This window comes from Collinsella sp. LCP19S3_H3 (genome assembly GCF_052119145.1).
GTDB lineage: Bacteria > Actinomycetota > Coriobacteriia > Coriobacteriales > Coriobacteriaceae > Collinsella.
Genome location: NZ_JBQKFW010000001.1, coordinates 201,294 through 225,236, shown reverse-complemented (window position 1 = coordinate 225,236; position 23,943 = coordinate 201,294). Strand labels below are relative to the sequence as shown.

18 protein-coding genes and 1 tRNA gene are annotated in these 23,943 nt (G+C 60.7%); 6 read left to right on the top strand and 13 right to left on the bottom strand.

The features are described 5' to 3' along the window. Nucleotides 1-246 precede the first annotated feature (246 nt). A complete protein-coding gene (gene glmM, locus ACTQZF_RS00935; protein ID WP_441554287.1) occupies nt 247-1,578 on the bottom strand; it encodes a phosphoglucosamine mutase in 1,332 nt (443 codons plus the stop codon). Nucleotides 1,579-1,659: 81 nt separating this feature from the next. Next, the gene (locus ACTQZF_RS00930) at nt 1,660-2,682 is read right to left on the bottom strand and encodes a DMT family transporter (protein ID WP_441554286.1); all 1,023 of its coding nucleotides are present in this window, start codon (nt 2,680-2,682) and stop codon (nt 1,660-1,662) included. A 289-nt stretch (nt 2,683-2,971) separates the two neighbouring features. Here ACTQZF_RS00930 and ACTQZF_RS00925 point away from each other — a divergent pair. Next, a tRNA-Val gene (locus ACTQZF_RS00925) sits at nt 2,972-3,046 on the top strand. A 545-nt stretch (nt 3,047-3,591) separates the two neighbouring features. On the opposite strand, the gene ACTQZF_RS00920 is transcribed toward ACTQZF_RS00925, so the two are convergent. After that, nucleotides 3,592-4,605, bottom strand: coding sequence for a hypothetical protein (locus ACTQZF_RS00920; protein WP_441554285.1), 1,014 nt, complete (start codon nt 4,603-4,605; stop codon nt 3,592-3,594). 387 nt (nt 4,606-4,992) lie between these two features. On the opposite strand from ACTQZF_RS00920, the gene ACTQZF_RS00915 reads away from it, so the two are divergent. Then, a complete protein-coding gene (locus ACTQZF_RS00915) occupies nt 4,993-5,679 on the top strand; it encodes a DUF5710 domain-containing protein (protein ID WP_441554284.1) in 687 nt (228 codons plus the stop codon). A 445-nt stretch (nt 5,680-6,124) separates the two neighbouring features. Here the strand turns inward: ACTQZF_RS00915 and ACTQZF_RS00910 are convergent, their stop codons facing one another. Then, nucleotides 6,125-7,207: an HNH endonuclease gene (locus ACTQZF_RS00910; RefSeq protein ID WP_441554283.1), complete on the bottom strand. Its 1,083-nt coding sequence runs from the start codon at nt 7,205-7,207 to the stop codon at nt 6,125-6,127. Between the two features lie 215 nt (nt 7,208-7,422). Between ACTQZF_RS00910 and ACTQZF_RS00905 the strand changes: the two genes are divergently transcribed. The 3 genes from ACTQZF_RS00905 to ACTQZF_RS00895 all read left to right on the top strand — a co-directional run bounded on the left by ACTQZF_RS00905 (nt 7,423) and on the right by ACTQZF_RS00895 (nt 12,203). Beyond that, the gene (locus tag ACTQZF_RS00905) at nt 7,423-7,914 is read left to right on the top strand and encodes a hypothetical protein (RefSeq protein WP_441554282.1); all 492 of its coding nucleotides are present in this window, start codon (nt 7,423-7,425) and stop codon (nt 7,912-7,914) included. 258 nt (nt 7,915-8,172) lie between these two features. Further along, complete coding sequence (locus ACTQZF_RS00900) at nt 8,173-11,217, top strand: insulinase family protein (protein WP_441554281.1); 3,045 nt, start codon at nt 8,173-8,175, stop codon at nt 11,215-11,217. Nucleotides 11,218-11,606: 389 nt separating this feature from the next. Beyond that, nucleotides 11,607-12,203, top strand: coding sequence for a 5-formyltetrahydrofolate cyclo-ligase (locus ACTQZF_RS00895; protein ID WP_441554280.1), 597 nt, complete (start codon nt 11,607-11,609; stop codon nt 12,201-12,203). 85 nt (nt 12,204-12,288) lie between these two features. Here the strand turns inward: ACTQZF_RS00895 and metA are convergent, their stop codons facing one another. Continuing rightward, the gene (gene metA, locus ACTQZF_RS00890) at nt 12,289-13,215 is read right to left on the bottom strand and encodes a homoserine O-acetyltransferase MetA (RefSeq protein ID WP_427795205.1); all 927 of its coding nucleotides are present in this window, start codon (nt 13,213-13,215) and stop codon (nt 12,289-12,291) included. Between the two features lie 211 nt (nt 13,216-13,426). On the opposite strand from metA, the gene ACTQZF_RS00885 reads away from it, so the two are divergent. Continuing rightward, nucleotides 13,427-14,404, top strand: coding sequence for an L-lactate dehydrogenase (locus ACTQZF_RS00885; protein WP_152067319.1), 978 nt, complete (start codon nt 13,427-13,429; stop codon nt 14,402-14,404). Between the two features lie 380 nt (nt 14,405-14,784). Here the strand turns inward: ACTQZF_RS00885 and ACTQZF_RS00880 are convergent, their stop codons facing one another. From ACTQZF_RS00880 to ACTQZF_RS00845, 8 genes are all read right to left on the bottom strand, one after another. Then, nucleotides 14,785-15,753 carry an SIS domain-containing protein gene (locus ACTQZF_RS00880; protein WP_441554279.1) on the bottom strand — a complete coding sequence of 323 codons (969 nt, stop codon included), beginning with the start codon at nt 15,751-15,753 and terminating at the stop codon, nt 14,785-14,787. Between the two features lie 144 nt (nt 15,754-15,897). Continuing rightward, a complete protein-coding gene (locus tag ACTQZF_RS00875; RefSeq protein WP_441554278.1) occupies nt 15,898-16,653 on the bottom strand; it encodes a GntR family transcriptional regulator in 756 nt (251 codons plus the stop codon). Between the two features lie 2 nt (nt 16,654-16,655). Further along, nucleotides 16,656-18,635 (bottom strand): RecQ family ATP-dependent DNA helicase, encoded by a 1,980-nt coding sequence (locus ACTQZF_RS00870; RefSeq protein ID WP_441554277.1) that lies wholly within the window; start codon nt 18,633-18,635, stop codon nt 16,656-16,658. Nucleotides 18,636-19,055: 420 nt separating this feature from the next. Further along, nucleotides 19,056-19,775: a GntR family transcriptional regulator gene (locus ACTQZF_RS00865; protein ID WP_441056551.1), complete on the bottom strand. Its 720-nt coding sequence runs from the start codon at nt 19,773-19,775 to the stop codon at nt 19,056-19,058. A 142-nt stretch (nt 19,776-19,917) separates the two neighbouring features. Beyond that, a complete protein-coding gene (locus ACTQZF_RS00860) occupies nt 19,918-20,925 on the bottom strand; it encodes a YitT family protein (RefSeq protein ID WP_441554276.1) in 1,008 nt (335 codons plus the stop codon). Between the two features lie 206 nt (nt 20,926-21,131). Then, nucleotides 21,132-21,761 (bottom strand): HAD family hydrolase, encoded by a 630-nt coding sequence (locus ACTQZF_RS00855; protein ID WP_441015582.1) that lies wholly within the window; start codon nt 21,759-21,761, stop codon nt 21,132-21,134. Between the two features lie 157 nt (nt 21,762-21,918). Continuing rightward, on the bottom strand, nt 21,919-22,902 hold the full coding sequence (locus ACTQZF_RS00850) for an SIS domain-containing protein (RefSeq protein WP_427795265.1): 984 nt from the start codon (nt 22,900-22,902) through the stop codon (nt 21,919-21,921). Between the two features lie 198 nt (nt 22,903-23,100). Next, entirely contained in the window at nt 23,101-23,934 is an 834-nt protein-coding gene (locus ACTQZF_RS00845) for a PTS system mannose/fructose/sorbose family transporter subunit IID (RefSeq protein ID WP_154518549.1), read from the bottom strand. Between the last annotated feature and the right edge of the window lie 9 nt (nt 23,935-23,943).

Genomic DNA, 23,943 nt, shown 5'->3' with positions numbered 1-23,943 from the left:
CGACTCGGATTCCTTGCGGCCTGAACAATCGCAAGTGTCCGGCGAGGGGGCGGCTTTGTAAAGCCGTTTGGCCCCACCCGCATAGCGGGTGGTTTCTGATGCGGCGCGCTGCGCGCCCCGCACAGGCTAAAGCCTTTAATGAAAGGGCGCTGACCTTCTGGTCGCGCCCTTGAAATTGAACGCCAGATTGCCGCTTGGGGCCGTTTGTAGCGTCGAGCGGTTACGCGGTTTGGTAAAACCGCGTAACTACAGAGCCTCCAGCGCGGCGGCGATGCGCTTCATGGCGGCGTCGGCGGCGTCTTGGTCGGGGGCCTCGGCCAAAACGCGAATCACCGACTCGGTTCCGCTCTTGCGCACCAGCACGCGGCCCTCGCCCGCCAGCGCCGCCTCGGCCTCGGCAATGGCGGCCTGCACGCCCATGTTGCCCAGCGCAGCATCCTTGTCCGCCACGCGTACGGCAACCTGCGCCTGCGGCAGCAGCTTGCACGGCACCGCGAGCTGCGAAAGCGTCTCGCGTTCGGCACGAATCACTTCCATCACACGCAGCGAGGTCATAATGCCGTCGCCCGTACGCTCGATATCGCCAAAGATCGTATGGCCCGTCTGCTCGCCACCCAGGCTGTAGCCGCCCTCGCGCATCTTGGCATACACGTGGCGGTCGCCCACGCCGCTGGTCACGGCACTCAGGCCGGCAAGCTCCAGCGACTTAATCAGGCCAAAGTTGCTGGCGATCGTCGGCACCACGGTACCGCCCGAGAGGCGCCCGTGCTTGTTAAGATACACGCCGCACACGTACAGAATCTGGTCGCCGTCGACCACGCGGCCGCGCTCGTCCACGGCCAGGCAGCGGTCGGCATCGCCGTCGTAGGCAAAGCCCACGTCCAAGCCTTGCTCCACCACATGGCGCTGCAGGCGCTCCATATGCGTGGAGCCACAGTCCACATTGATGTTAAAGCCATCGGGCGCGGCGTTAATCACGCGCACGTCGGCGCCCAGCGCGTCGAACACCGGCTTGGCCACCGAGGACGCCGAGCCGTTGGCGCAGTCAATGCCAATCTTGACGCCCTGCAGCGAAAAGTTCGCGCTCGCGATGAGCGAGGCAATATAGCGGTTGCGGCCCTGCATATAGTCCACCGTGGCACCAATCTGGTTGCCCGTGGCCAGCGGCACCTCGCCCTTGCCATCGATATAGTCCTCGATGAGCTCCAGCACGTCCTCGTCCATCTTAAAGCCGTCGCTGTTGACGAGCTTAATGCCGTTATCGCAAAACGGGTTGTGGCTCGCGCTGATCATGATGCCGCAATCGAAGCAGCCCTCCACGGTCTGGTGCGCCACGCCCGGCGTAGGAATCACATGCAGCATATAGGCGTCTGCGCCGCTCGCAACCAGACCGCTCACCAGCGCCGCCTCGAACATATAGCTCGAGCGACGCGTGTCCTTACCCACGATCACGCGCGCCTTGGCCCCGCGCCTGGCGCCGTAATACCAGCCCACAAAGCGGCCGATCTTGTACGCGTGCTCCACGGTCAGCCCAACGTTGGCCTCGCCGCGAAATCCGTCGGTGCCAAAGTACTTCATAAGAGGTCCTCTCTATAGACAAAGGCGCGCCGCCAAAGCAACGCGCCGCCAGCCTATTATCCTTTATAGCAACCGCAGAGGCTACACCGTCAAAAACACCATCGCGATAATCATGGCAAAACCCGCCAGGTCGGTGGGCAAAAATACCGTCCCCAGCATGAGAGCGCTGGTGATGGTAGCCGAAACCGGCTCCATGGTTCCGATAAGGCTCGCACGAACCGAGCCGATCTCCTTGACACCCTGCATATAGAACATATAGGCAAAAAACGACCCAATCACGATGAACACCGCGAGCGCGCCGACACCCGAGGGCTCGAGCGCCGGCATGTGTGCCCACGGCTGGGTAAAAATGCTCAGCACGATTCCTGCCGAAAGCATGGCTGAGCCCGTGACAACCGAGCTGCCGTATTCCTTGAGGATTCCGGCCGGAATAATTGCCATGCAGGCACCGCCCACGGCGCACAAAAGGCCCGCGAGCAGGCCCATCGGCGAAATGCTCAGCGTACTGGGGTCGCCGCCTGTGGCGATAAGAAACGTTCCGCCCAAGGCGAGCAAAACACCAAGCGTCTCGCGCGTGCGCGGAAGTCGATGCGTGGCAACGCAGGCATACCCCATGACGACCACCAGCTGCAGGCACTGGAACACCGTCGCCGTGCCCGCGTTGGTTAGGCGCACGGCAGACAGATAGCAAATCTGGTTGAACAGCAAGCCAAAAATCGTAAACAGGATGAGCTGCTTGCGGTCGGCGGGAGTAGTCCACAGTTTAACCAAGCGGTCGCGATCCTTGTTGAGCACGACGAGCATAAAGAGCAGGCCGGCGCAAACCTGGCGCATGCTCATGAGCCAAAACGTCTCGATATGGCAAACATCGAAGAGGTAGCTGGCGCAGGTGCCAGAAAATCCCCAGAACGTTCCGCCGGCAGCCGCGGCAAGCACACCCAGGGCCATCTTGCGCGTCTGGGCATCGTTGAGGCGGTCGCGCCATGCACGGCGGGTGCTGCGGCTGAGCTCATCGGTGCCCTCGGGCACATCAATGTTCGATATATCGGTCATCGGCACCGAAGCCCCTGCGCCTTCGACCTGCTCGACACGCTCTCTGCTCATCCCGCTCCCCCGAAACAGTCTGGAAACAATTCGGCTTACCTTACCACGGCGAAGGCACCAGCTGGGGGCTTGTCCGCTTATCGGTAGGACAATTCCGCAGACGTCTCTTCCATGGTTCGGCATCGCAACGGCTTTGCATTATGCGACAGCCAAACACGGCAGCGAGCTCTTTTAAAATGGGCGCGACAAAGCCCTTTGATTCCACAACGTTAGCGATTTTAAAAAATATTCTTGCCACCGAGTTCAAGCTCCGTTATATTATCCCTTGCGCACTTGCGCACCCTTGATCGGGCGTTTAGCTCAGGGGGAGAGCGCTTCCCTGACACGGAAGAGGTCAGAAGTTCAAATCTTCTAACGCCCACCAAATGTTCGCAGCCCAGAGGCTATGCCTCTGGGCTGTTTTGTTTTATGTGCTAAGCCAAAAGGGCGCCGTGGCACCCAAAACCGCTTCGGCAGCTCCAATAACCATCCCAATCGAGGCTGATACCGCCTCTACATAACCGGCAATCATCCCGGCAGACCCCAAGTTGCTTCGGTATCGCCGGCAATTACCCCTGCCACACCCAAAGTCGCCCAGACAACCCCGGCGACCGCCCCAACCAGCCCCAAAATCACCCAAACAGCCTTGGCGACCGCCCCGATCTGGCCTTCGCAAGCCTCGCGGCCACATCCGGACAGCCTTCCCATAACCAGGTCTAATATTTTTCCCAAGAAGTGAACGACCTTATTTGGACCCCCGAAGCATCCACACTTTTTACAGCCAAAACCGCAGGATTCCAATGATAAAACCGCAGGAAATAAGCCACCAAAAGTGTCGATGTTTCGGGGGTCCGTTTTGACTCGTTCACTTCTCGGGAAAAGTATTAGACCTGACAATGAGGCCCTTGGTCCCATGCCCAGCAACCGCCCCTACCAATGTTGACGCGCCTCGATTACGGCCTGCCAAAGCTTAAACCGCTTCGCTTCGACGCGCTTGAGGGCAAAGTATCGCTGCTCCTCGCTCATGGGCTTGTTAAAAATGGGTCGCTTGTTCCGGTGCAGCTTCCGTCGGATGCGTTCGCACAGCCGGATGAGCTTGTCGTAGTCATTTGCCTGCTCAGTCGTCACGGTGAAGTGTGCCACGCCGCTCAACAGCTCCAACTCGTTGCGGCGCTCGGCATCCTTGTAAATCTTCTCGCGTCCGTCATGAATGGCATCGCTATCGTAATCGACCATCGCGGTCAGCACCTCTGGCAGCAGCCCGGCCTTTACTTTATCCATGCCCACCTCGACTTTAGCCGTAAGCGTTATGTCGGGTGTGCGCTCCAACACGCGAAGCTTGTGATCACGTCCGTCATTGTATCCATCGCGAATGAAGACCTTCTTGTTAAGTTCGGCCTTGCCCAATGCATACCCGCCGTAGCGCGCAGGCAGCGACATAAACATGCAGAGCCCCGACTCCCTCGGAGAGCGCGACCCCTCGATCACATATGCAAGCAGCGCCTTTGCCTTCGCGATGCCCCTCACCTTGGGTGACTTCTCGATATACGCCGCGATGAGCTCCTTAGTCGTGAGCCTGCTATCGCGCATGCCCGCGTCCCTGCCTGTTACCCCACCGGGAGCAAGGTTATCCAGCCGGTAATCCGATGTCATCGCATAGCCGGCATAGACAGCCGCCGCCACATCGCCATCGTGCACAGCCTGCAAAAACGCCAGCTCGGGAGAGCACACATACGCATCAAGGTCGCCCATCCAGTGGCCCAGCGAGATAAACGAACCCGCCGGGAGCTCGTTGGTGCACAGATGCGTCTTAACATGCTTGCTCTGCCGACGGCCGGCGCGCGACGGCACCAGCAAATCCAGCGTTTCGATCCCCAGGTCATAGCGATCGATAACCTCCTGCGCTTCTTGGTCCAAGAGCGCACGGGCACCTGCAATCGACACGACCTCTGGCTCCGAATCCCCAAAGCGAGGGTTCGACATGTGCGCCAACAGCGCCAATGCGGCGTTATGTGGAACGATAAAGTACCCCATGGCGCGAAGATAGCACGCACGCCGGCGGCGGCTAGCGGTCCTGTTAAGTTTCCGGTAAACGACCGGCGGTTTTTTCGCCGAGGTGCGCCAAAGTGTTCATTCGACGATGCCCAAGCCGCAATCCGTCAAGTTTTTGGCAAGGTTGCCGCCCAACTGGCCAAAAGCCGACCATCTACTTGCCAGTTTATCCAAGGCGTAACCAACCAGTCCGCACCGCGGCTTCTCGGCAAAACACCACAACGTCCACACCCTGCGGTATCCTTGAGCCACTTACACCTGCAGCACCAAGGAGCCACCATGCGCACCGAGCTCGATGTTCCCTTTTCGCGCAAAGAAGAAGCCAAGGCGCTGGGCGCCAAATGGGACCGGACCAAGAAGATCTGGTATGTACCCAGCGGCGTCAACCCCGAACCCTTTGCCGAGTGGCTGCCCGGTGTTGACCGATCCGACCCCTCTGCGCCGTATATATATCTAGTACTGGGCAAGCGCGAGTGCTGGAAGTGTCACAAAGAGACCTCGGTCGCGGCCTTCGGCATTCCCTATCGAACCGATAACGACGAGGGCATCGCCATCGCGCACGCACCCAACAAGGCCGGGCACATTGCCATCGACACGACCAATGCCAACGCGCTCGCCATTGTTCCCGCTCTTGGCTGCGTCCCGGGCGAGATCCGCGACTATCTTTCTAAGCGCTGTGGCTACAAGCCCGTAGGCGCGCGAGCCTCCAAAGCCCCATCGCTCGGCAACACGTGCACCAGTTGCGGCGCACTGCAAGGCAGCCGCTATCTGTTCGAAGAACCCACGTCCCCGTTTGCCCTCACTGCCATCAACAAGCTGCCGGCACTGGAGTTTGTGCGCGTCGAAGTTGCCGGCGTCTTTGGCGTCCCGGCCACGCGTACCAATTTTGACCAGGCACTCTTTACCTGGGCACGCGACCATCACGCCGAGTTCCATAAGCAGCTCGGTGAGGGGGTTTATTTGTAGAAACGGAGAAGCCTTCACAGCCAGCTCCTCCGCATCACCTATCCCCCGTCGCAAACGTCATACACGATATCGAGGCCGCAAACAGGGCATTTCTCCGGATACACCGGCATATGAACGCCCGTCCGTTTTCTCACTTCGTCGCTGAGTCTGTCGCGCGCATCGATGAACCGAATATCGAGACACGATATTTGCGAGCCGCAACAAGGACAGGAGACAGCAAACGACCCGCAATCAACCTCTACGCCCGGAAACATATTGTTGTCGATAAGGGCACACGGCAGTTTTCCGTACTTCCCCATCGCAATATCGCCTCGCCAGCTCACACGCGCTCCTCTCTCGCTATCCAAATCAGGAAGAGCATGCACCGGCGGGCGTGCACGAGATTGCATCGCCACGCGATCCGATCAAACAACACGATCGTCAAAGACTGCCAAAGCCAAATACGCTAATACGGCAGAAGCCCCGCCTTTTCACGCTTCTTTTCCGAGCGATCGAACTCAATGCGATGGGCCTCAAGAAACACCGCATTGGGTCGCCACTGACGCTCATTCGGCTGCCTTAGCGTCGCACCTGCAAAGGAAGCGTAGTCGGTCTTATCCAGCAGGTACGATCCGCACAGCCGATATTCGCCGCAAACAGGCTCAAACGAAATCAGATGAGCATCGAATAGAGCATGAAAGTCGCGCCGAAGCAGAATACCGTTGCTGGCAACCTGCGATTTGGGTCCCGAGTAATTCTCGATATGTGCAGCCTCCAGTGCCTCGTTAACCCCACAACCCGACACCGCGCAGCGACCATCATAGGCGGCAATGAGCTGCTTGCGGAACCATTGCTGCCCCAATCGCTCGCGTCTCAACGCATAGCGAACTTTTTCGTCATCGGTCGCACTCTGTCCGGCAAACTCAATGTCGGCTGGCATGTGCTTCAGATAGCTCATGTCGGACGCAAAACGAGGATCAGGCCCGCCTTTATGAACGGGACCATGCAGAACAAACCAGCCGTTTTCGGGCTCAAACCGTTCAACAAACGCAAGGCCGAGCACCTTATAGCCCACCTCGGTTGCAAATATGACTCCAACTGGAACGCCATATTCCATGCAGTTGAGCATTTTACGGTTGTAATTCTGGTCTCGAGAACCAACGACACCTGGCGCTTGAACCGAATACTTAATGACCCACGTACCGTCATCCAAATAGAGCGGAGGAACATCGGTGTAGAAGCTCTTTTTAGAGTTATGGACCGAAAGCGCAAAGATCTTATTGGGATCTTGCTTCACCCGGTCCTGGCCCGGCCAGAAGATCCCTGAATCCCGCGTTACGGGAAAGAAGTCCGAGCCAATTCTCAAACGATACTGATACTGAGGGCTATCTTCCTTGGTGCGGTGCGGAAGGCTGGTCCAAACGCCCCCGCGCTGCTCCTCACCCAGAAACCACTCCCATGCCTCAACGTATTCGGAAGGCACGAGACTGCAGGCACGGTCATAGCTTGGTCCATCCATCAACGGAACAGCAAGGTCAATGTCGTTCATCGCCAGCACCTACAACCATACGAACGCGAGTCATGCCCCTCAATAATATGGCCGAGAGTCAATTATTACGAGATCTCATTCCGCGATCGGCACATCGTTGATGCTCTCGGTTTGCCGCTGGCGCGCTCATACCCCGCTATCCCACTCCCCTGTATACTGATGTAGCACGTGTTTCATCCGGGCTTATTGGGCCGGATTGTTCATGGGAGGGTCTTATGGCTGCTTCGAATCCGCCTAAGGGAAGCGTTTCTTCTTCGTCCATCAAGCCGGTGACGCGCAAGGCCGTGCGCTGCCAGCGCGAGGTCGCTTGGCTTGTCACGCAGGCGGCGGGCAGGCTTGTGGCGACCACTCAGGACGTCAATGCGCCTACGCCGAGCTTTGTGTTAGCAGCGGCGCTGGATTTTGTGCGCCAATTGGAGCTTGCCGCACAGGATGCCAGCGGCCACCTCGACTACCAGAATGTTATGGCGCCCGACCTGCAAACGTTCTGCCACATGGCCAAGTTGCCCGCCGCGCCCAATGCGCTTTCGGACGCAGGCTACATGTTTACGCTTTCGGGCGCGGACCTTATCCGCGACATCTATGCATACTGCAGCGAGCTCGCCGAGCGCCACGTCTTTGGCGCGGCTGAAGTCAAACCGGGAAATGTCATCAAACTGGTTCTTAGGCTGTTCCTGATGGACGGACACGCGGACGCTCAGGCATAGGACGTCTTTCGGCACCATTCATCAAGCCGGCGCTGGCCGCCTTATCTTGGTTGCCGCTACGTGAGTGAGAATTTTTGGACGGTCCGAAAATCCGCGCTCGTGTGTCCGAATATCCACGCTCGCGCGGCGGTCACGCAGGGCCTTTGTCCAATCCGCCGGCATCGTCTCCAGTTCGCCGCAGAGCCGCGGCCCCATATGGGTATACTCACGAGGATTCGACTCGATTCGCCCCCGCTGGGGCGTCAAAGGAGACTGCATATGTCCACCACCTCAACCGACCCGCGCGCCGCTGCCGCCGCGCTGCTGGTGCCCGGCACCACCTGTCACGGCTTTGCCGTCGAGCGCTGCGAGACCGTGCCCGAGCTCGACTCGGACGCCTACGTGCTGCGCCACACCGCCTCGGGCGCTCGCCTGCTGTACCTGGCGTGCGACGACGAAAACAAGGCTTTTGCCATTGGCTTTAAGACGCCGCCGGCTGATTCCACCGGCGTGTTCCATATCCTCGAGCACTCGGTGCTGTGCGGATCGGCCAAGTTTCCCGTCAAGGAGCCGTTCGTCGACCTGATCAAGAGCTCCATGCAGACGTTCCTCAACGCCATGACCTACCCCGACAAGACCATCTACCCCGTTGCCACCACCAACGAGCAGGATCTGTACAACCTGATGGACGTGTACCTGGACGCGGTGTTCAACCCGGCCATCTATACCAAGCCCACCATTTTTGAGCAGGAGGGCTGGCACTACGAGCTGGACCTGCCGAAGGGCGCCGAGGGCGAGGGCAACGGCAGTTCCGCAAGCCTGCGCGAGGGAACGCTACGCTATAACGGCGTGGTTTTCAATGAGATGAAGGGCGCGCTGTCCGACCCCATGAGCGTGCTGGACGACGCCGTCAACGCCGCGCTTTATCCCGACACCGCCTATGCGCACGAGAGCGGCGGCGACCCGCGCGCGATTCCTGCGCTCACCTACGAGCAGTTCCTGGACACGCACGCGCGCCACTACAATCCTTCCAACTCCTACATCACGCTCTACGGCGACCTGGATGTGGACCGTGCACTGGCCTTTTTGGACGAGCGCTATCTGTCGCAGCCGAGTGCCGCGAGCCGCCGCATGGACGCAGCCGTCGCCGCCGGCGAGGACCCGTCCACGCTGGCGCCCAATCCGCTGGTCGTGCAGGCGCCCGTGACCTGCGAGTACAAGCGTGTCGAGATGGCAACCACACCCGAGAACGCCCTGGTGGGCCTGGGTCTTGTGCTGGGCAGCGCGCTCGACCGCAAGCGCACGATCGCGGCGGACATCCTGTTCGAGGCACTGCTGGGTTCCAACGAGGCGCCGGTTAAGAAGGCCATTCTTGCCGCCGGCCTGGGCGGCAACGTGGTGAGCTACACCGCGGCCGAGAGCCTGCAGCCCTACGAGCTCATCATGCTGCAAAACGCGCAGCCCGGCGTGGCGCGCGAGCTGCGCCGCGTGTTCCAGGACGCCTGCCGCGACCTGTGCGAGCACGGCGTTCCGCGCGAGCGCCTAGAGGCCATCATCAGCAGCAACGAATACGACCTGCGCCAGCGCGACTACGGTATCGCCGACGGCGTGGCCATTGCGTGCGACGCGCTGAGCACCTGGCTCTACGATGACGACGCCGCGACGCTGGCGCTCAAGTACGGCCCGGTGTACGAGGAGCTGCGCGGCGAGCTGGACGGCAGCTATTTTGAGGACCTGCTGCGCGAGCTGGTGCTGGAGAATGACCACATGGCGCTGGTTGAGCTGGTGCCGGTGGATGCCGCCGAGGGTGCGGAGAGTGCCGAGGCCGCCGAGCTGGCAGCCAAGCGCGATGCCATGACCGATGCCGAGCTGGCCGATGTGGTCGAGCGCACGGCTGCGCTGCGCGCCGCGCAGGAGGCGGATGACGCGCCCGAGGCCAAGGCCACGCTGCCACGCCTGCGCGTGTCCGACATTGGCGAGGCGCGCCCCGAGCCGCCGCTGGTCGTGGACACGACCGCGCCCATCCCCTGCCTGCGCCACGGCATCCCCACCAACCGTTTGGCCTACGCCATGCAGTATTTCGACCTGAGCTGCGTCGCGTTTGAAGACCTGCCCTATGTGACGCTACTCTGCCGCCTGCTCAAACAGCTGCCCACGAGCGAACACTCGGCCGAGGAGCTCGACAACCTTATCGCCGGCAAGCTGGGCTTTTTGAGCTTTACGACCGAGGTCATGACGCAGCCCGACGTGGACGGCGTGCGCCCCTACCTGCTGGTGAGCGCCGGCGCCCTGTCCGAAAAGATCGATGCGCTGGCGAGCCTGCCGCGCGAGGTGTGGTCGAGCACGCTGTTGCTTGATGCCGACGCCGACCGCGTGCGCGACGTGCTCACGCAGATTCGCATTGGGCTTGAGCAGGGCTTCATTAACAACGGTCACTCGGCGGCGCTCGGTCGCGCGATGAGCTACAGCTCGCCTTCGGCCGTGGTGCGCGAGCAGCTTTCGGGCGTGGACTTCTACCTGTTCCTGCGCGATCTGCTCGACCACTTTGACGAGCGCCTGGACGACCTGCGCGCCAAGCTTGCCGAGCTGGCAGGCCGCATCTTTGTGTCCGATGGCTGTCTGGCGAGCTTTACCGGCAGCGATGAGGACTTTGACGCGTACTGGGCCGCCGCGGGCGACCTGGGGTTGGGCGTGGGCGACGGTGCTGTTGCCGGCCGCGACGCGCTCGTGGTGCCGACGCCGTGTGACCGCCACGAGGCTTTCGTCATCCCCAGCGACATCTGCTTTGCGGCAAGCGCATGCGACCCGCGTCGCCTGGGCATTGACGTGACGGGCGCCTGGGCGGTTGCCGCCAACGCGCTCTCCTACGACTACCTGTGGAACGAGATCCGCGTGAAAGGCGGGGCGTACGGCTGCGGATTCCGCGCGGCAGGCGAGCGTCAGGCGGCGTTCTACACCTACCGCGACCCGGCAATCGACCCCTCGATTGAGCGCGTGGCGCGCGCAGGCGAATGGCTCGGCGGTTTTGAGCCCGACGAGGCAGCCTTTGAGGGCTTTATCGTGAGCTGCGTGAGCGGCATGGATGCGCCGGTGAAGCCGTACGCGCTCACCAAACGCCGCAACACGACCTACCTGGCCGGACTCGATCCGCATGCACGCGAGGAGCGCCGCGCCCAGATGCTCGCCGCCACGCCCGGTGAGCTGCGCTCGCTCGGCGCCGACGTGACGCGCATCGCAGCCATCTCGCCCACCTGCGTCTTTGGCGGCCGAGACGTCATCGCCAAGAGCAACGCCGGCTTCAACGTCATCGACCTGCTGGGCTAACGCACAGCAAAGGTAGATTTTTGGGACATGCCTGAAAATCTACCTTTTCTTTTGCCGCTGCTTGGGCGGGGCAGCTCAGCCCGTCACACCAGGTTGTCTAAATCTGTAACATCTAGGCGGCAATATTGGCTCCAGATGTTACAAATCGAGACGTTTTCGGATGACGCCGGCCCTTTGTCTAAATCTGTAACATCTAGGCCCGATTTTGCCGAGTTACTGTTACAGATCGAGACACACCGCCGCGAACACCCACTCTTCGCCAAAACCCACGAAGGTGTCCATGAGCTGCTCCCCTTGCGATGGTTTGCGTGGTGGTTTCGTCATTTGACCAGATAAAACCTACCAAAATAAACCTGTCCCTTTTTGGTAGGTTTGAGAGAGGGGCCGGGATGGATAAGGCCGAGTTGCGGCGGGCGGTAATTGCCCGGCGCGATGCTCTAGATTTGGATATGCGGGCGGCGAAGTCTGCTGCTGTATGCGCGCGGCTCGTTGAGTTGCTGGGCGGCTCGGGTCCCGCGGCCCCGCGCACCGTTGCCGTCTATGCCGCCATGGGCTCCGAGGCAGATCCTGCCGCGTTTGCCGCAGCGGCCGCAAAACACGGCTGGCGCGTGGCCTATCCGTGCATGTTCTCGGCAGCTGACACCGTGGCTTGTGGCCAGCGCATGTGTATGCGGGCAGTTGCTGCCGGCGATGCGTCCGAGGCCCCGTTTATCGCCCACCCTACGCGGGCCTTCGCAGCCACGGACGTCGACAGCAGCCGTTTTCCTATCGTGCCTGCCGAGGCGCTCGATATGATCGTCGTGCCGCTCGTAGCCTTCGACCACACCGGCGCGCGCCTGGGCTACGGCGGCGGCTGCTACGACCGCTACCTGCCCACGCTCTCGCCCGCATGCCAAATCATCGGCATCGCCTTTGACGAGCAGCGTGTCGACCACGTTCTCACCGACACCCACGACCTGCCGCTACCCCACATCATCAGCGCCTAACCGCCGTTGTATCGCACCCGCAAGATGGGCATCCAAGAATCCACGCTCGTCACGCCGCAGCCACAACCGCAACCGCGGCCGTAGCCTAGTGCTCCTCGCCGGCGCGGGCCAGGTCGTAGGGCGTGGTCTGGTAGACGTAGTAGTTGAGCCAGTTGGTGTAGAACAGCTGGGCCTGGCTGCGCCAGACGTTGCGCGGCTCGGCGGTGGGGTCGTCACCTGGGAAGTAATGCGCCGGCACCTGGGGGTTGAGCCCGCGCTTCACGTCGCGCTCGTACTCCAGGCGCAGCGTGTCGGTATCGTACTCGGGATGGCCAAAGACAAAGAAGCGGCGGCTGTCGGTCGACTTGACGATGTACAGGCCCACCTCGTCTGATACGGCCACGACCTCAAGCTGCGGCTCGGCCTCCACGTCCTCGCGGCGCACATCGGTATTGCGTGAGTGCACGGCATAGAAGCGGTCGTCAAAGCCGCGGACCAGCGGGCTTTGCGGCTTCACCAGATAATGCTCAAACACGCCGCTCGCCTTGGCCGGCAGGTCGCACTTCTGGATACCGTAATGATGGTAGAGCCCTGCCTGTGCACCCCAGCAAATATGCAGCGTAGAGTGCACGTGCGTGGTGGACCAATCCATGATCTGGCAGAGCTCGGGCCAGTAGTCGACCTCCTCGAACGGCATCTGCTCCACCGGCGCGCCCGTGATGATCAGGCCGTCGTAGTGGATATCGCGGATGTCGTCGAACGTACGGTAGAACGTCTCCAGGTGGCCGGCACTCACGTGCGTGGCCTCGTGCGTCTTGGTGCGTAGCAGGTCCACCTCTACCTGCAGCGGCGTGTTGGAGAGCTTGCGCATGATCTGCGTCTCGGTGGCGATCTTGGTTGGCATGAGGTTGAGGATGAGCACGCGCAGCGGACGGATGTCCTGGTGCAGCGCGCGGTACTCGGTCATGACAAAGATGTTCTCGCTCTCGAGCTGCGCGGCGGCAGGGAGGGCGTCGGGGATGCGAATGGGCATGGATGCTCCTTACGAGTCAGTTGCAGCTATGGTACAACGAGCGGCCCCATCCGCGCGAGTGCATCGCCCCGAGACACCGTCAGCGGCCCAAATCACTCCAAAAGTAGAGATTAAGGCATGTCCCAAAAATCTACGGCGCTTTAGCCTAGCAAAGTGGCAGCAGGACGCTACAATGGTTCGATGCGAAATACTCGGCCGAAAGGATATGAATATGTACCAGACGCGTAAGATCGGTGTGGTCGGCCAGGGCCACGTAGGAGCACATGTCGCCAACAGCCTGCTCATGCAGGGCATTGCCGATGAGCTGTACCTCTGCGATATCAACGAAGCCAAGGTGACGTCCGAGGTCCAAGACCTGCGCGACTCCCTTTCGTTTGTCCCGTACAACACCAAGATCGTCAACTGCTACGACCACTACGAGGAGCTGGCCTGCTGCGACGTCATCGTCAACGCCGCCGGCAAGGTCGCACTGGCCGCCGGCAACCGCGACGGCGAGCTGTTCTTTACCACCGACGCCGCCCGCACCTTTGCCAAGCGCATCGTCGATGCCGGCTTCGACGGCATCTTCGTGAGCATCTCCAACCCCTGCGACGTCGTGTGCACCGAGCTGTGGCACCTGACCGGCTACGATCCCAAGAAGATCATCGGCTCGGGCTGTGGCCTGGACTCTGCCCGCCTGCGCACCGAGATCTCCAAGAAGGTCGGGGTGAGCCCCAAGTCCATCGATGCCTACATGATCGGTGAGCATGGCTTTAGCCAGCTGGCCGCCTTTAAGGCCGCAACCATCGCCGGCAAGAGCCTCAACGAGCTTCAGGCCGAGAACCCCGACAAGTACGCCTTCGACCACATGGAGGTCGAGGAGCTCGCACGCAAGGGCGGTTATGTGACCTACGCCGGCAAGCAGTGCACCGAGTACGCCGTTGCCAACTCCGCAGCGCGCGTCTGCGCCGCCGTGCTGCACAACGAGCACGCCGTGCTTTCGGCCTCTACGCTTATGACCGGCCAGTATGGCGAGGAGGGCATCTTTACCTCCCTGCCGTGCGTGATCGGCGCCGAGGGCGTCGAGGAGGTCTACACGCTCGACCTTTCCGAGCACGAGCTCGAGGGCTTCCACAAGAGCTGTCAGCACATCCGCGACAACATCGCCCAACTCGACTGGTGGGACGCCGAGGCCTACGACGCCAAGTAGTCCGCCGGTTGATGCGACAACTCACTCATACGGACACAATGTAAAGCGGGCCGCGCCGGAAACCCACCGGCGCGGCCCGCTTTTTGACTCACGCGACACGCTTGCAGATTTAGGTCTAATACTTTTCCCGAAAAGTGAACGAGCAAAAACGAGCCCCCGAAGCATCGGCACTTTGTGGAGACCATTTCCTGCAGTTTCATTAAGATTTTCCTGCTGTTTTGGCGTCAAAAAATGTCGATGCTTCGGGGGTCCAAAATAGGTCGTTCACTTCTCGGGAAAAGTATTTGACTTCGTTTTCGACAAACAGAAAGGGGCGCCGTAACGCAAACGGGGCCCGCGCTTGGCGAAGGCCCCGTCATGAAAATCGCGTTCCCCGTTACCTAGTACCGCTCGACGCCCATGTAGCGGCGAACCTCGGGGCTGTGGTCAAATACCTTGCCGCGGGCGGCGCGCAGCTCACAGCTCATCGCATAGAAGAAGATCGGCTCCAGGTACGAACGCACGCTGGCAGGCACCTCGCCCACGCCGTACTCAAGCGCATCGAGCACCATGACTGTATCGGTGTGCGTGTTGAGGAATGCCAGTGCGCGCTCCTCCATGGGGCGACACTCGCCAGCGCCAAGCTGCACAAAGTAGAACACGCCGGGCTCGGTAGCCTCGAAGGGACCGTGGAAATACTCGCCGGAGTGGATGTAGCAGCAGTGCTGCCACTGCATCTCCATGAGCGAGCAGATGGCCATGGCGTAGGTCTGGCTAAAGTTGGGGCCGGAGCCCAGGATATAGAAGAACTTGTGCTGCTGGCAGAGCTCGGCAAAGCGATCGCCCAGCTCGGCGTTGACTTTCTCGCGGGCAGCGGGCAGCAGTGCGTCCATCTGCTTAAGGCCGGCGTACATGTCGGCGAGCGCCTCGTAGCCCTCCTGCTGGTCGAGCAGCTCGGCGGCGATCAGAGCGCCGATGCCCTGCGGAACTTCGGCCTGCGACTCGCCCTTGCCCCACGGGTAAACCCAGGTGGTCCACTTGCCGTTATCGATCTTGGAGCCCGCGTAGTCAGTCATAGTCACGACCTCGGCACCGGCGGCCAGCGCCATCTCGCAGCCGTCGACGACCTCTTGCGTGTTACCGCTGTGGCTACAGGCGATGACGAGTGACTTCGGCCCTAGACTCTTGGGGGCCATAAGGCAAAACTCGCGCGCCGTGTAGACCGTCGAGGTAAACGTGGTTGCCTCGCGCTTGAGCAGCTCATTGGCCGGCATAAGGTCAATCATCGAACCGCCGCAGGCGATCCAAAAGACATTCTCGATCTTACCCTTGCGCTCGATAATTCCCTGAACCAGATCGTGTGCGTTCACGGTGACATTCCTCCCTGTGTGGCGGCTTTGAGCGACGAAAGCTCGTACCTGCGGTCGTTCTATGTTGTCCTATTTATAGCACGCAAGCTGTCGCAGGTGAATTCATTTCACCAAACTTGTTCTGTATTGTTCTATCTATGGACGTTAGATGTCGAACACGTAGCGCGAGCCCACGATCTTTTGGCGCCCGAGCAGCAAGGGCCGCTCGTCCGCATCGGTAAAGTACGCCTCCATATAAAAGAGCGGCTCGCCGACCGGCACCTCCAACAGCGGGGCCGTCTGAGCATCGGCGAGCGCGATCTCCACGGTACAGGGATCGGACTTGAGCGGTGCGCGGCCCGAATGCACGGCAACGAGCGCAAAAATCGAATTGTCGGTGAGGTCCTCGTCGGCAAGCTGCTGCAGATAGGGATGGTCGGCCAGCACAAAGGCGTTGTTCTCGAGCATGACGGGCACGCCATCGGCCGTGCGCACGCGCTCGACCACGATGAGCTCGCAGCCGGGTTCCACGCCAAAAAACGCCGCGTCCTCGCGCGTCGCCGCAACCACCGTGCGCGACACCAGGCGCGCTCCGGCCGCCATGTCGTTGGCAGCGCAGGCCTCGGTAAAACTCTGGACGTCGCCTTTCTGGACAATCTTGCGCTTGAGCTTGGGCGCACACACAAACGTGCCCCTCCCCTGCTGACGGTTGAGATATCCCGCGCGCGACAACTCCTCAATGGCGCGACGCACGGTAATGCGCCCCACGCCGTAGGACTTCGCGAGCTCCATCTCGGAAGGAATGCGCGAGCCGGCAGCGTACACGCCGCGCGCGATCTCGCCCTTTAGGTCGTCCATAACCTGCTGGTACAGCGGCACGGCGGACACGTCAGTACGGTCGGTCTTGCTATCGGCTGCCATCGTTACGCTCCATCCCGTGCATGCTCGGATTCAAACTCTTCAATCGCCGCCATAAACTGCTCGCCAAAGGCGTCGGCTTTTTTCTCACCAATGCCGTTGACCCGGATAAGCTCGTCGCGCGTCTGAGGGCGCAGGCGGCACAGACCGCGCAGGGCCTTATCGGAGAAGACCATGTACGGCGCCATCTCCAGCTCGGTCGAAATCTCCTTGCGGAGTGCCCGCAAGCGCTCGAACAGATCGGCATCGTCGCCCACGCGCGGGCGCTGATCCAGCTCGGCCTCCTCGCGCAGCAGATCCACCGCACGGCGGGCGCGGGCCGAGGCCTTGCGCTTGGATGCACGACGCTTAACGGTAAAGGCAAACGCCTCGTCCTCGACCTCGCCGGCACGCGGGCCCAGCCCCACGACCGGGTACTGTCCCTGTGAGGTTGCCAAATAACCGCGGCCGCACAGCTGCCCGATGATGTCCTTGATGCGCCCGACCGATTCGCTCGACAGCTCACCGTAGCCGCGGTCCTCGTCCAGATGCATCTGGCGAATGCGCTCGGTGTTGCCGCCGTGGAGCACGTCGGCGATCAGCGACTTGCCAAAACGCATGGGACGCGTAGCCACATAGCGCACGGCGGCGCGGGCCATATCGGTGACGTCCTCGACCTCGAACTGCGTGAGGCAGTTGCTGCAGTTGCCGCAGCCCTCGGCGTCGTCCGTGGCGGCACCGCTAGCACCGGCTGCGGCGGTATGCTCGGCCGCAGCCTCGTCGCCAAAGTAGCGCAGCATGTATTCGCGCAGGCAGCCGGTGGTATTGCAGTAGCCCTCCATCTGGCTGAGCAGGCGGTATCGATTCTGGAGCGCCCACGCGCGTTGCTCGTCATCGAGCGCCTCGTCGGCAGCATCGCCGCGATCGATCAAAAAGCGACGCATACGAAAATCATTGCCGTTCCACAGCAAATGGCAGCTGGCTGGGTCGCCATCGCGGCCGGCGCGGCCCGCCTCCTGGTAGTACGCCTCGATGCTCTCGGGCACGTTGTTGTGAATCACGTAACGCACGTTGGGCTTGTCGATACCCATGCCAAAGGCGTTGGTGGCAACCATTACCTGGATATCGTCGTCGATAAAGGCGCGCTGGCTTTGCCGGCGGGCGTCGTTGCCCATGCCGGCATGGTAGCGGCCAACGCGAATGCCGCTGGAGCCCAGCGCCTCGGCAAGCTCGCTTGCCAGCGCATCGACGGTCTTGCGAGTCGAGCAATACACGATGCCGCTTTCGCTCGAATGTGCGATCACATAGTCGCGCACCCACGCGGCCTTGGCCTTGTCGCCCATCTCCTCGCAGCCAAAGTAGAGGTTCTTGCGATCGAAGCCCGTCACCACCGTCGCGGGGTTTTGCAGGCCGAGCATCTGCTGAATGTCCGCGCGCACGCGCTCGGTCGCCGTAGCGGTAAAGGCCGCCACGATGGGGCGCTTCGGCAGGGAATCGATGAACTCGCGAATCTGCAGGTAGGCGGGACGGAAATCCTGGCCCCACTGGCTTACGCAGTGGGCCTCGTCAATGGCCACGAGCGGCACGCCAATGCCGGCGGCGGCGGCCTCCCGCGCAAAAGCTAAAAAGCGCGGCTCGAGCAGACGCTCGGGCGCCACGTACATAAGCTGGTAGCGGCCCTCGCGCGCCCGCTTGAGCACGGTGTTTTGCTGGGCCGGAGTAAGACTGGAGTTGAGATAGCTGGGTCGCGCACCCGCCGCGAGCAATGCACGAGTCTGATCCTCCATAAGCGACAGCAGCGGACTCACCACAAAGGTGATACCGGGCAGCATGAGCGCGGGCACCTGGTAGCAAATGGACTTGCCGGCGCCCGTGGGCATAACGCCCAGCGCATCGCGGCCGGCAAGGATCGCATCGACCATGCGGTCCTGCCCCGGGCGAAACGAGGTGTAGCCAAAATAGGCGCCGAGCGTATCGAGCGCCATCTGCTGCATGCTATCGGTCATGGTTTCCTAACGTCCAAGTCATCTGCCGCCGATTATACGCCGCCACGCGGACCGATGCCGCACGGCTGCCGGCCACGGGCAATGTAATCCGATGGGAACGAGCGTGGATAATCTCCCACTTTGAGCCCGTCACCAAGCAAAAAACGGGAGATTATCCACGCTCATTCTGCGGGTAGTCATTGGGGACATTCTTGACAAGCGCGGAAACGTCGCTGGTTGAGCATAAGTCAGCGAAAACGCCCCTAAGCGAGCAAGGTGACGTGAAAGAGGAGGGAAGCGTACTTCGGTACGCGACCGACGATTGAACGTCAGATTGCCGCTTAGGGGCGTTTGCAGCGTCGACCGGTCCGCCGTTCGTTAGAACGGCGGAACCAAAGGCGTAGCATCGAGCCGTTACGCGGTTTGGTAAAACCGCGTAACTTACATGACCATAACGTAGCGGCTACCCACGTAGTACTGCTTGCCGAGCAAAACCGGCTCGCCATTGGGACCGGTAAAGCCGGCACGCAGGTTGAGCAGCGGATCGTGCGGAGCGATGCCCAGCTCGGCCGCCTGCTCGGCATTGGCGCGAACGGCCTCGACCGTGCGGTAGCCAACCGAGGCAATCGGCGTTCCACCAACACGCTCGACCTCGGCAAAAATCGACTTGTCCTCAAGATCGGCCGTCAACAGCTCACGGTAGGCGTCAAAGGGCACAAAGATGTTCTCCTCAAAGATGGGCTCGCCGTCGGCCGTACGCACGCGCTTGATATGCAGCAGCAGCGCATCCTTCTGCAGGCCAAAGAACTCCATCTCGTTTTGGCGCGCCGGAACGATCTGGCGATCGATTACATGCGCGCCGGCCTTCATGCCATTGTCGGCACACAGCGCGGTAAACGTCTGCAGCATCGAGGCATGAAACTGGCGGTTGATGTGCGGCGTGGAGACAAACGTGCCACGGCCTTGCTGTTTAACCAGATAGCCATCGGAACACAGCTCCTCTACGGCGCGGCGCACCGTAATACGGCTCACCTCGTACTGCTCGGCAAGCTCAAGCTCGGACGGGATACGCTCCTTGGGTGCATAAACACCTTTCTCGATCGAATCCTTGATTTCGTCGTAAATCTGCTGGTACAGCGGCGCATTTTTGGGTGCAGGCATATCTAATCACTCTTATCGAAATATCGGAATAACAAATACGTATATAACGTCTAGTTTTATGTTACCTCATAACGATAAAACGATACACCCTCCCTACCAAAAAGGGACAGGATTGAGCAGAGCCGGCAAAATGCCAAATACCTTACTTGCCGTCGTCCTGCTGCAAGCTGTCCTGTTCGCTGAGGCGCACCTGCCTGATGGCCATGCGTGCGGGCTTGTCGGGATCGGGAACGGCCGTGGGCATGGGTTCGTCGACATGACCGCCCCACCAACCGCCCACAAAGTTGAGCGTGTGGAAAACGTTGATCACGGCGCCGGGATCAACCTCGCATACCAGCCTGATAATGTCCTGGCTCTCGTAGGTCGAGACAACGGTGTGCAGCAGGTACATCTTCTCGCGGCTGTATCCGCCGACGACCTCGGCGCAGCTAATGCCGTGCTGAAAATGGTTTACGTAGGCAGTCATGACCTCGTCTGCCTTACGCGTCGTGATCTGCAGCGTCACACGATCGTAGCGATGATAGAAACTGTCGATGGTCTTGGTCGAAATAAACTGAAACACAATGGAATACGCCGCCTTGTCCCAGCCAAACATAAAACCAAAGATTGCCAGGATAAAGCAGTTGAAGCCAAAGATGACGCCCCAGATGGTCTTGCCCGTGTGGTTGGAAACCCACAGCGCGATAAAGTCGGTGCCGCCGGTGGATGCGCCGGACTTAAGCGCGATGGCAGCACCCAGGCCCGAGACCACGCCGCCAAAAATGATGAGCATGATCTTGTCGCCTAAAAACGGCGCAAAGTGAAAGACGTTGAGGAACAGCGACGAGAGCACGACCTGCATCATCGAGAAGATGACAAAGCGCTTGCTAATGCCGTTCCAGCATAGGAGCGCCACGGGGATGTTGAGTGCGAGCATACCGAGCGAGATGTCGATGTGAACGCCGCCTAGCGAGGTAACGCGATCGAGAAGGACCGCGACGCCGGTAAGACCACTCGGAAGCAGGTCAGCGGGCCGAATGAACGCCTGGATCAGAAATGTCTGGAGAACGGCAGAGACCGTGACTGCCACGGCAGTAATGGCACGGCGGACGATGGTGAGGCGGCCGAGTACGAGCACGCGGTCCGTGAGCTGATCGATGGCATCCGCCACGCAGGCTCCTTTCGAAGGCAGATATAGTTGTGGGGCATGCCCGCGATTGTAGCATGGAGCGTGCGGGGGCGCCTCAATTCACCCTCTCTCGACAACCATCAGAAGGACCGTGAGGCCGCTCAAAAGAAAAACGCCGTGAAGAGAGCGATCCCTTCACGGCGAATTCGGCATTTGCCCAGATAAAACCTGCCAAAATAAACCTGTCCCTAAATGGCAGGTAGGATGTCACACAGATTGTCAATGACAACGTCGGCGGCAGACTGGTCCAGGTTGACGCCCTCGTGCGGACGCAGCGCCAGGACGCGGGCGCCAGAGCGCTTGCCAGCCTCGATGCCCAGAGGCGAATCCTCGATAACCAGGCACTCGGAAGGCTCCACCCCCAGCGCCTCCATGGCACGCTGGTAGATCTCGGGGTCGGGCTTAAACGCACTGCACTCGTGACCGCTGATGGTGTAGTCCAGCACGTCGGCGATGCCGGCAATCTCCACCAGCTCGTCGATCAGCTCGCGATAGGACGAGCTCGCGATGGCACACTTCACACCGCGCTCATGCAGCTCACGCATCACCGGCTCCGTCTGCTCGTTGAGAAGCTCGGCATACGGAACGGGGTGGTGCGGGCTGTAGACCTGCTTGTACTCCACGCGCAGGCGCTCACGCAGCTCAACATCGTCGGGCACCAGCGCCTTCCAAATGGCCGGCTCGTTAGACCCCGAAAGGTCGGGGATCTCGTCAAAGTGGAACCCCTTCTCTTCCATAAACGCCACGCGGCGACGGTTGTAGAACCACTCGGTATCGACCAGCACGCCGTCCATGTCAAACAGCACTGCCTTGATCATACGCTCCTCCTTCCACCTGCCAAAAAGGGACAGGTTTATTTTGGTAGGTTTTATCTGGGGTTTGCGGCGCGACAAACACGCCCCCCAAAGCAAAAAAGGGGACGGGGCGAAAACCCCATCCCCTCTCAATCAACCCGTAAGGTCTACTTACTTGTGATTAGTAGGAAAGCTTCCACATGTAGCGACGCATGGTCAGCGGGTGCTGACGGGCCTCGGCGATCTGGTTGCCGTACTCACGCATAACGGCGAGGTGCAGCAGCGGGTTGAAGTAGGTGACGACGCTCGCCGGCACGGCGTCAGCCAGGCCGTAGTCCTTGGAGTCGATCAGAGCGACCTTGGCGCCCATGCGCTTAAGGAAGGTGAGGGCGCGGGCGTCCATCGGACGGGTAGCGCCATCGGACATGAAGAAGACGTAGGGCTTACCCTCGGTGGAAACCTCGAACGGGCCGTGGAAGTACTCACCGGTGTTGTAGGCGGCGGCATCGATCCACTGCATCTCGGTGAACAGGAAGGCGGCGTGAGAATAAGCCATCTTCTCGGAGGCACCGGAAGCCATGAAGTAGATCATCTTGTCGTCCTTGAAGTCCTCGGCGAACTTCTTGGCGAGCTTCTTGCAGGACTGAGCGGCGTTCTCGCAGAGGTCGAAGACGTTGGTGAGGCCGGTAATCATGTCCTCGTAGTGGTCATAGCCCTCGGTCTGCTGAAGGATCTCGAGAGCAAGAGCGATGGCATAGCCGGGCTTCTCGCACTTGGCAGCGTAGTTGGCGTGGAAGCCGTGGATGATGACGTGGTCGGCGTCGACAGTCAGAGCGGAGCCGGCCTTGTTGGTGAGGGAGACGACCGGGCAGTTGTGCTTCTTAGCGGTCTTGTTGGCCTCGACGGTCTCGGGCGTGGAGCCACCGAGGGAGCAGGTGATCACGAAGGTGTGCTCGTTGACCCAGGAGGGCGTGTCGTAGTTGAACTCGTTTGCGGTGAAGATCTGAACGTTCAGCTTGTCCGTGTTGTTGGCCAGGAAGTACTTGGCGGGGTAAAGGTCGGACATGGAAGCGCCGCAGCCGACGAAGGCGACGCTGTGGATCTCGTGGTTGGACAGGACGTCAGCGACGATCTGCTTAGGGAGGTTAAGGTCGATCTCGTACATCTGACACATTCCTTTCGATTTTTGCGGCGCCACTTTGCCGGACGTGCGCAGGGTTACCGTGATTTGGACCGAGTCGCCGGCCCATTGAAGATGTGACATAGGGACTGTCCCTTTGACACATTTAGGGATGGAAGCCTGCCTGGGGTATGGGATGCCAGGCAGGCTCCCCGGGGAAAGCGGTTAGACGCTTGGGCGCGACTAGGCCAGGATGCCGGCCGCGGAGAGGGCGATGCCGCCCACGATGGCGATCACAAGAAGCCAACCGGTGTTGACGTTCTTCTTGATGAGCCAGTACATAAGGCCGGTGAGGCCAAGGGAAATCATCTGGGGCATCATGCCGTCCAGGATGTCCTGGATCACGACGGTGCCGTCAGCGAACTGCAGCGGGGTGGTGGCGCCGATCAGCGTAGCGATCATGCCGCCCACGGACATAAGACCCACGATGCCGCAGACATACATGAGCTTCTCCATGAGGTCGCCGCCCTGAAGCTTGCTCAGGTACTCGTGGCCGCCCTGATAGCCCATCTTGGCTGCGAACCACGTGATCAGCACGGAAGGCACGATGGAGATGAGCATGGCCAGGATCGGGCCCATGATGGAGCCCTGCTGAGCCAGCTGAACGCCCAGACCAAAGGCGATAACGCGGATGGTGCCCTGGAAGAAGGAGTCACCAATACCGGAAAGCGGGCCCATGAGGGAGGTCTTGACCGCGTTGATCGAATCGGGATCGAAGTTCTCGGGATCCTTGGCGTACTCCTCCTCCATGGAGGCGGCGAGGCCCAGGACGAAAGCGCTCGTCTGCGGAGTGCAGTTGTAGAACGCCATGTGACGGCGATAAGCCTCTTTCTTGGCAGCGAGCTGCTTGGGGTCGGACTCATCCGGATAGAGGCGATCGAGCGTGGGAACCATGCCATAGAGGAAGCCCATGTTCATCTGACGCTCGTAGTTCCAAGAGGCCTGGATGGCCCAGGAGCGCCAGAAGAACTGGCTGACCTTCTTGTTCAGGGACACGTCCTTGGTTGCGGTTGCCATAGTGTGTTC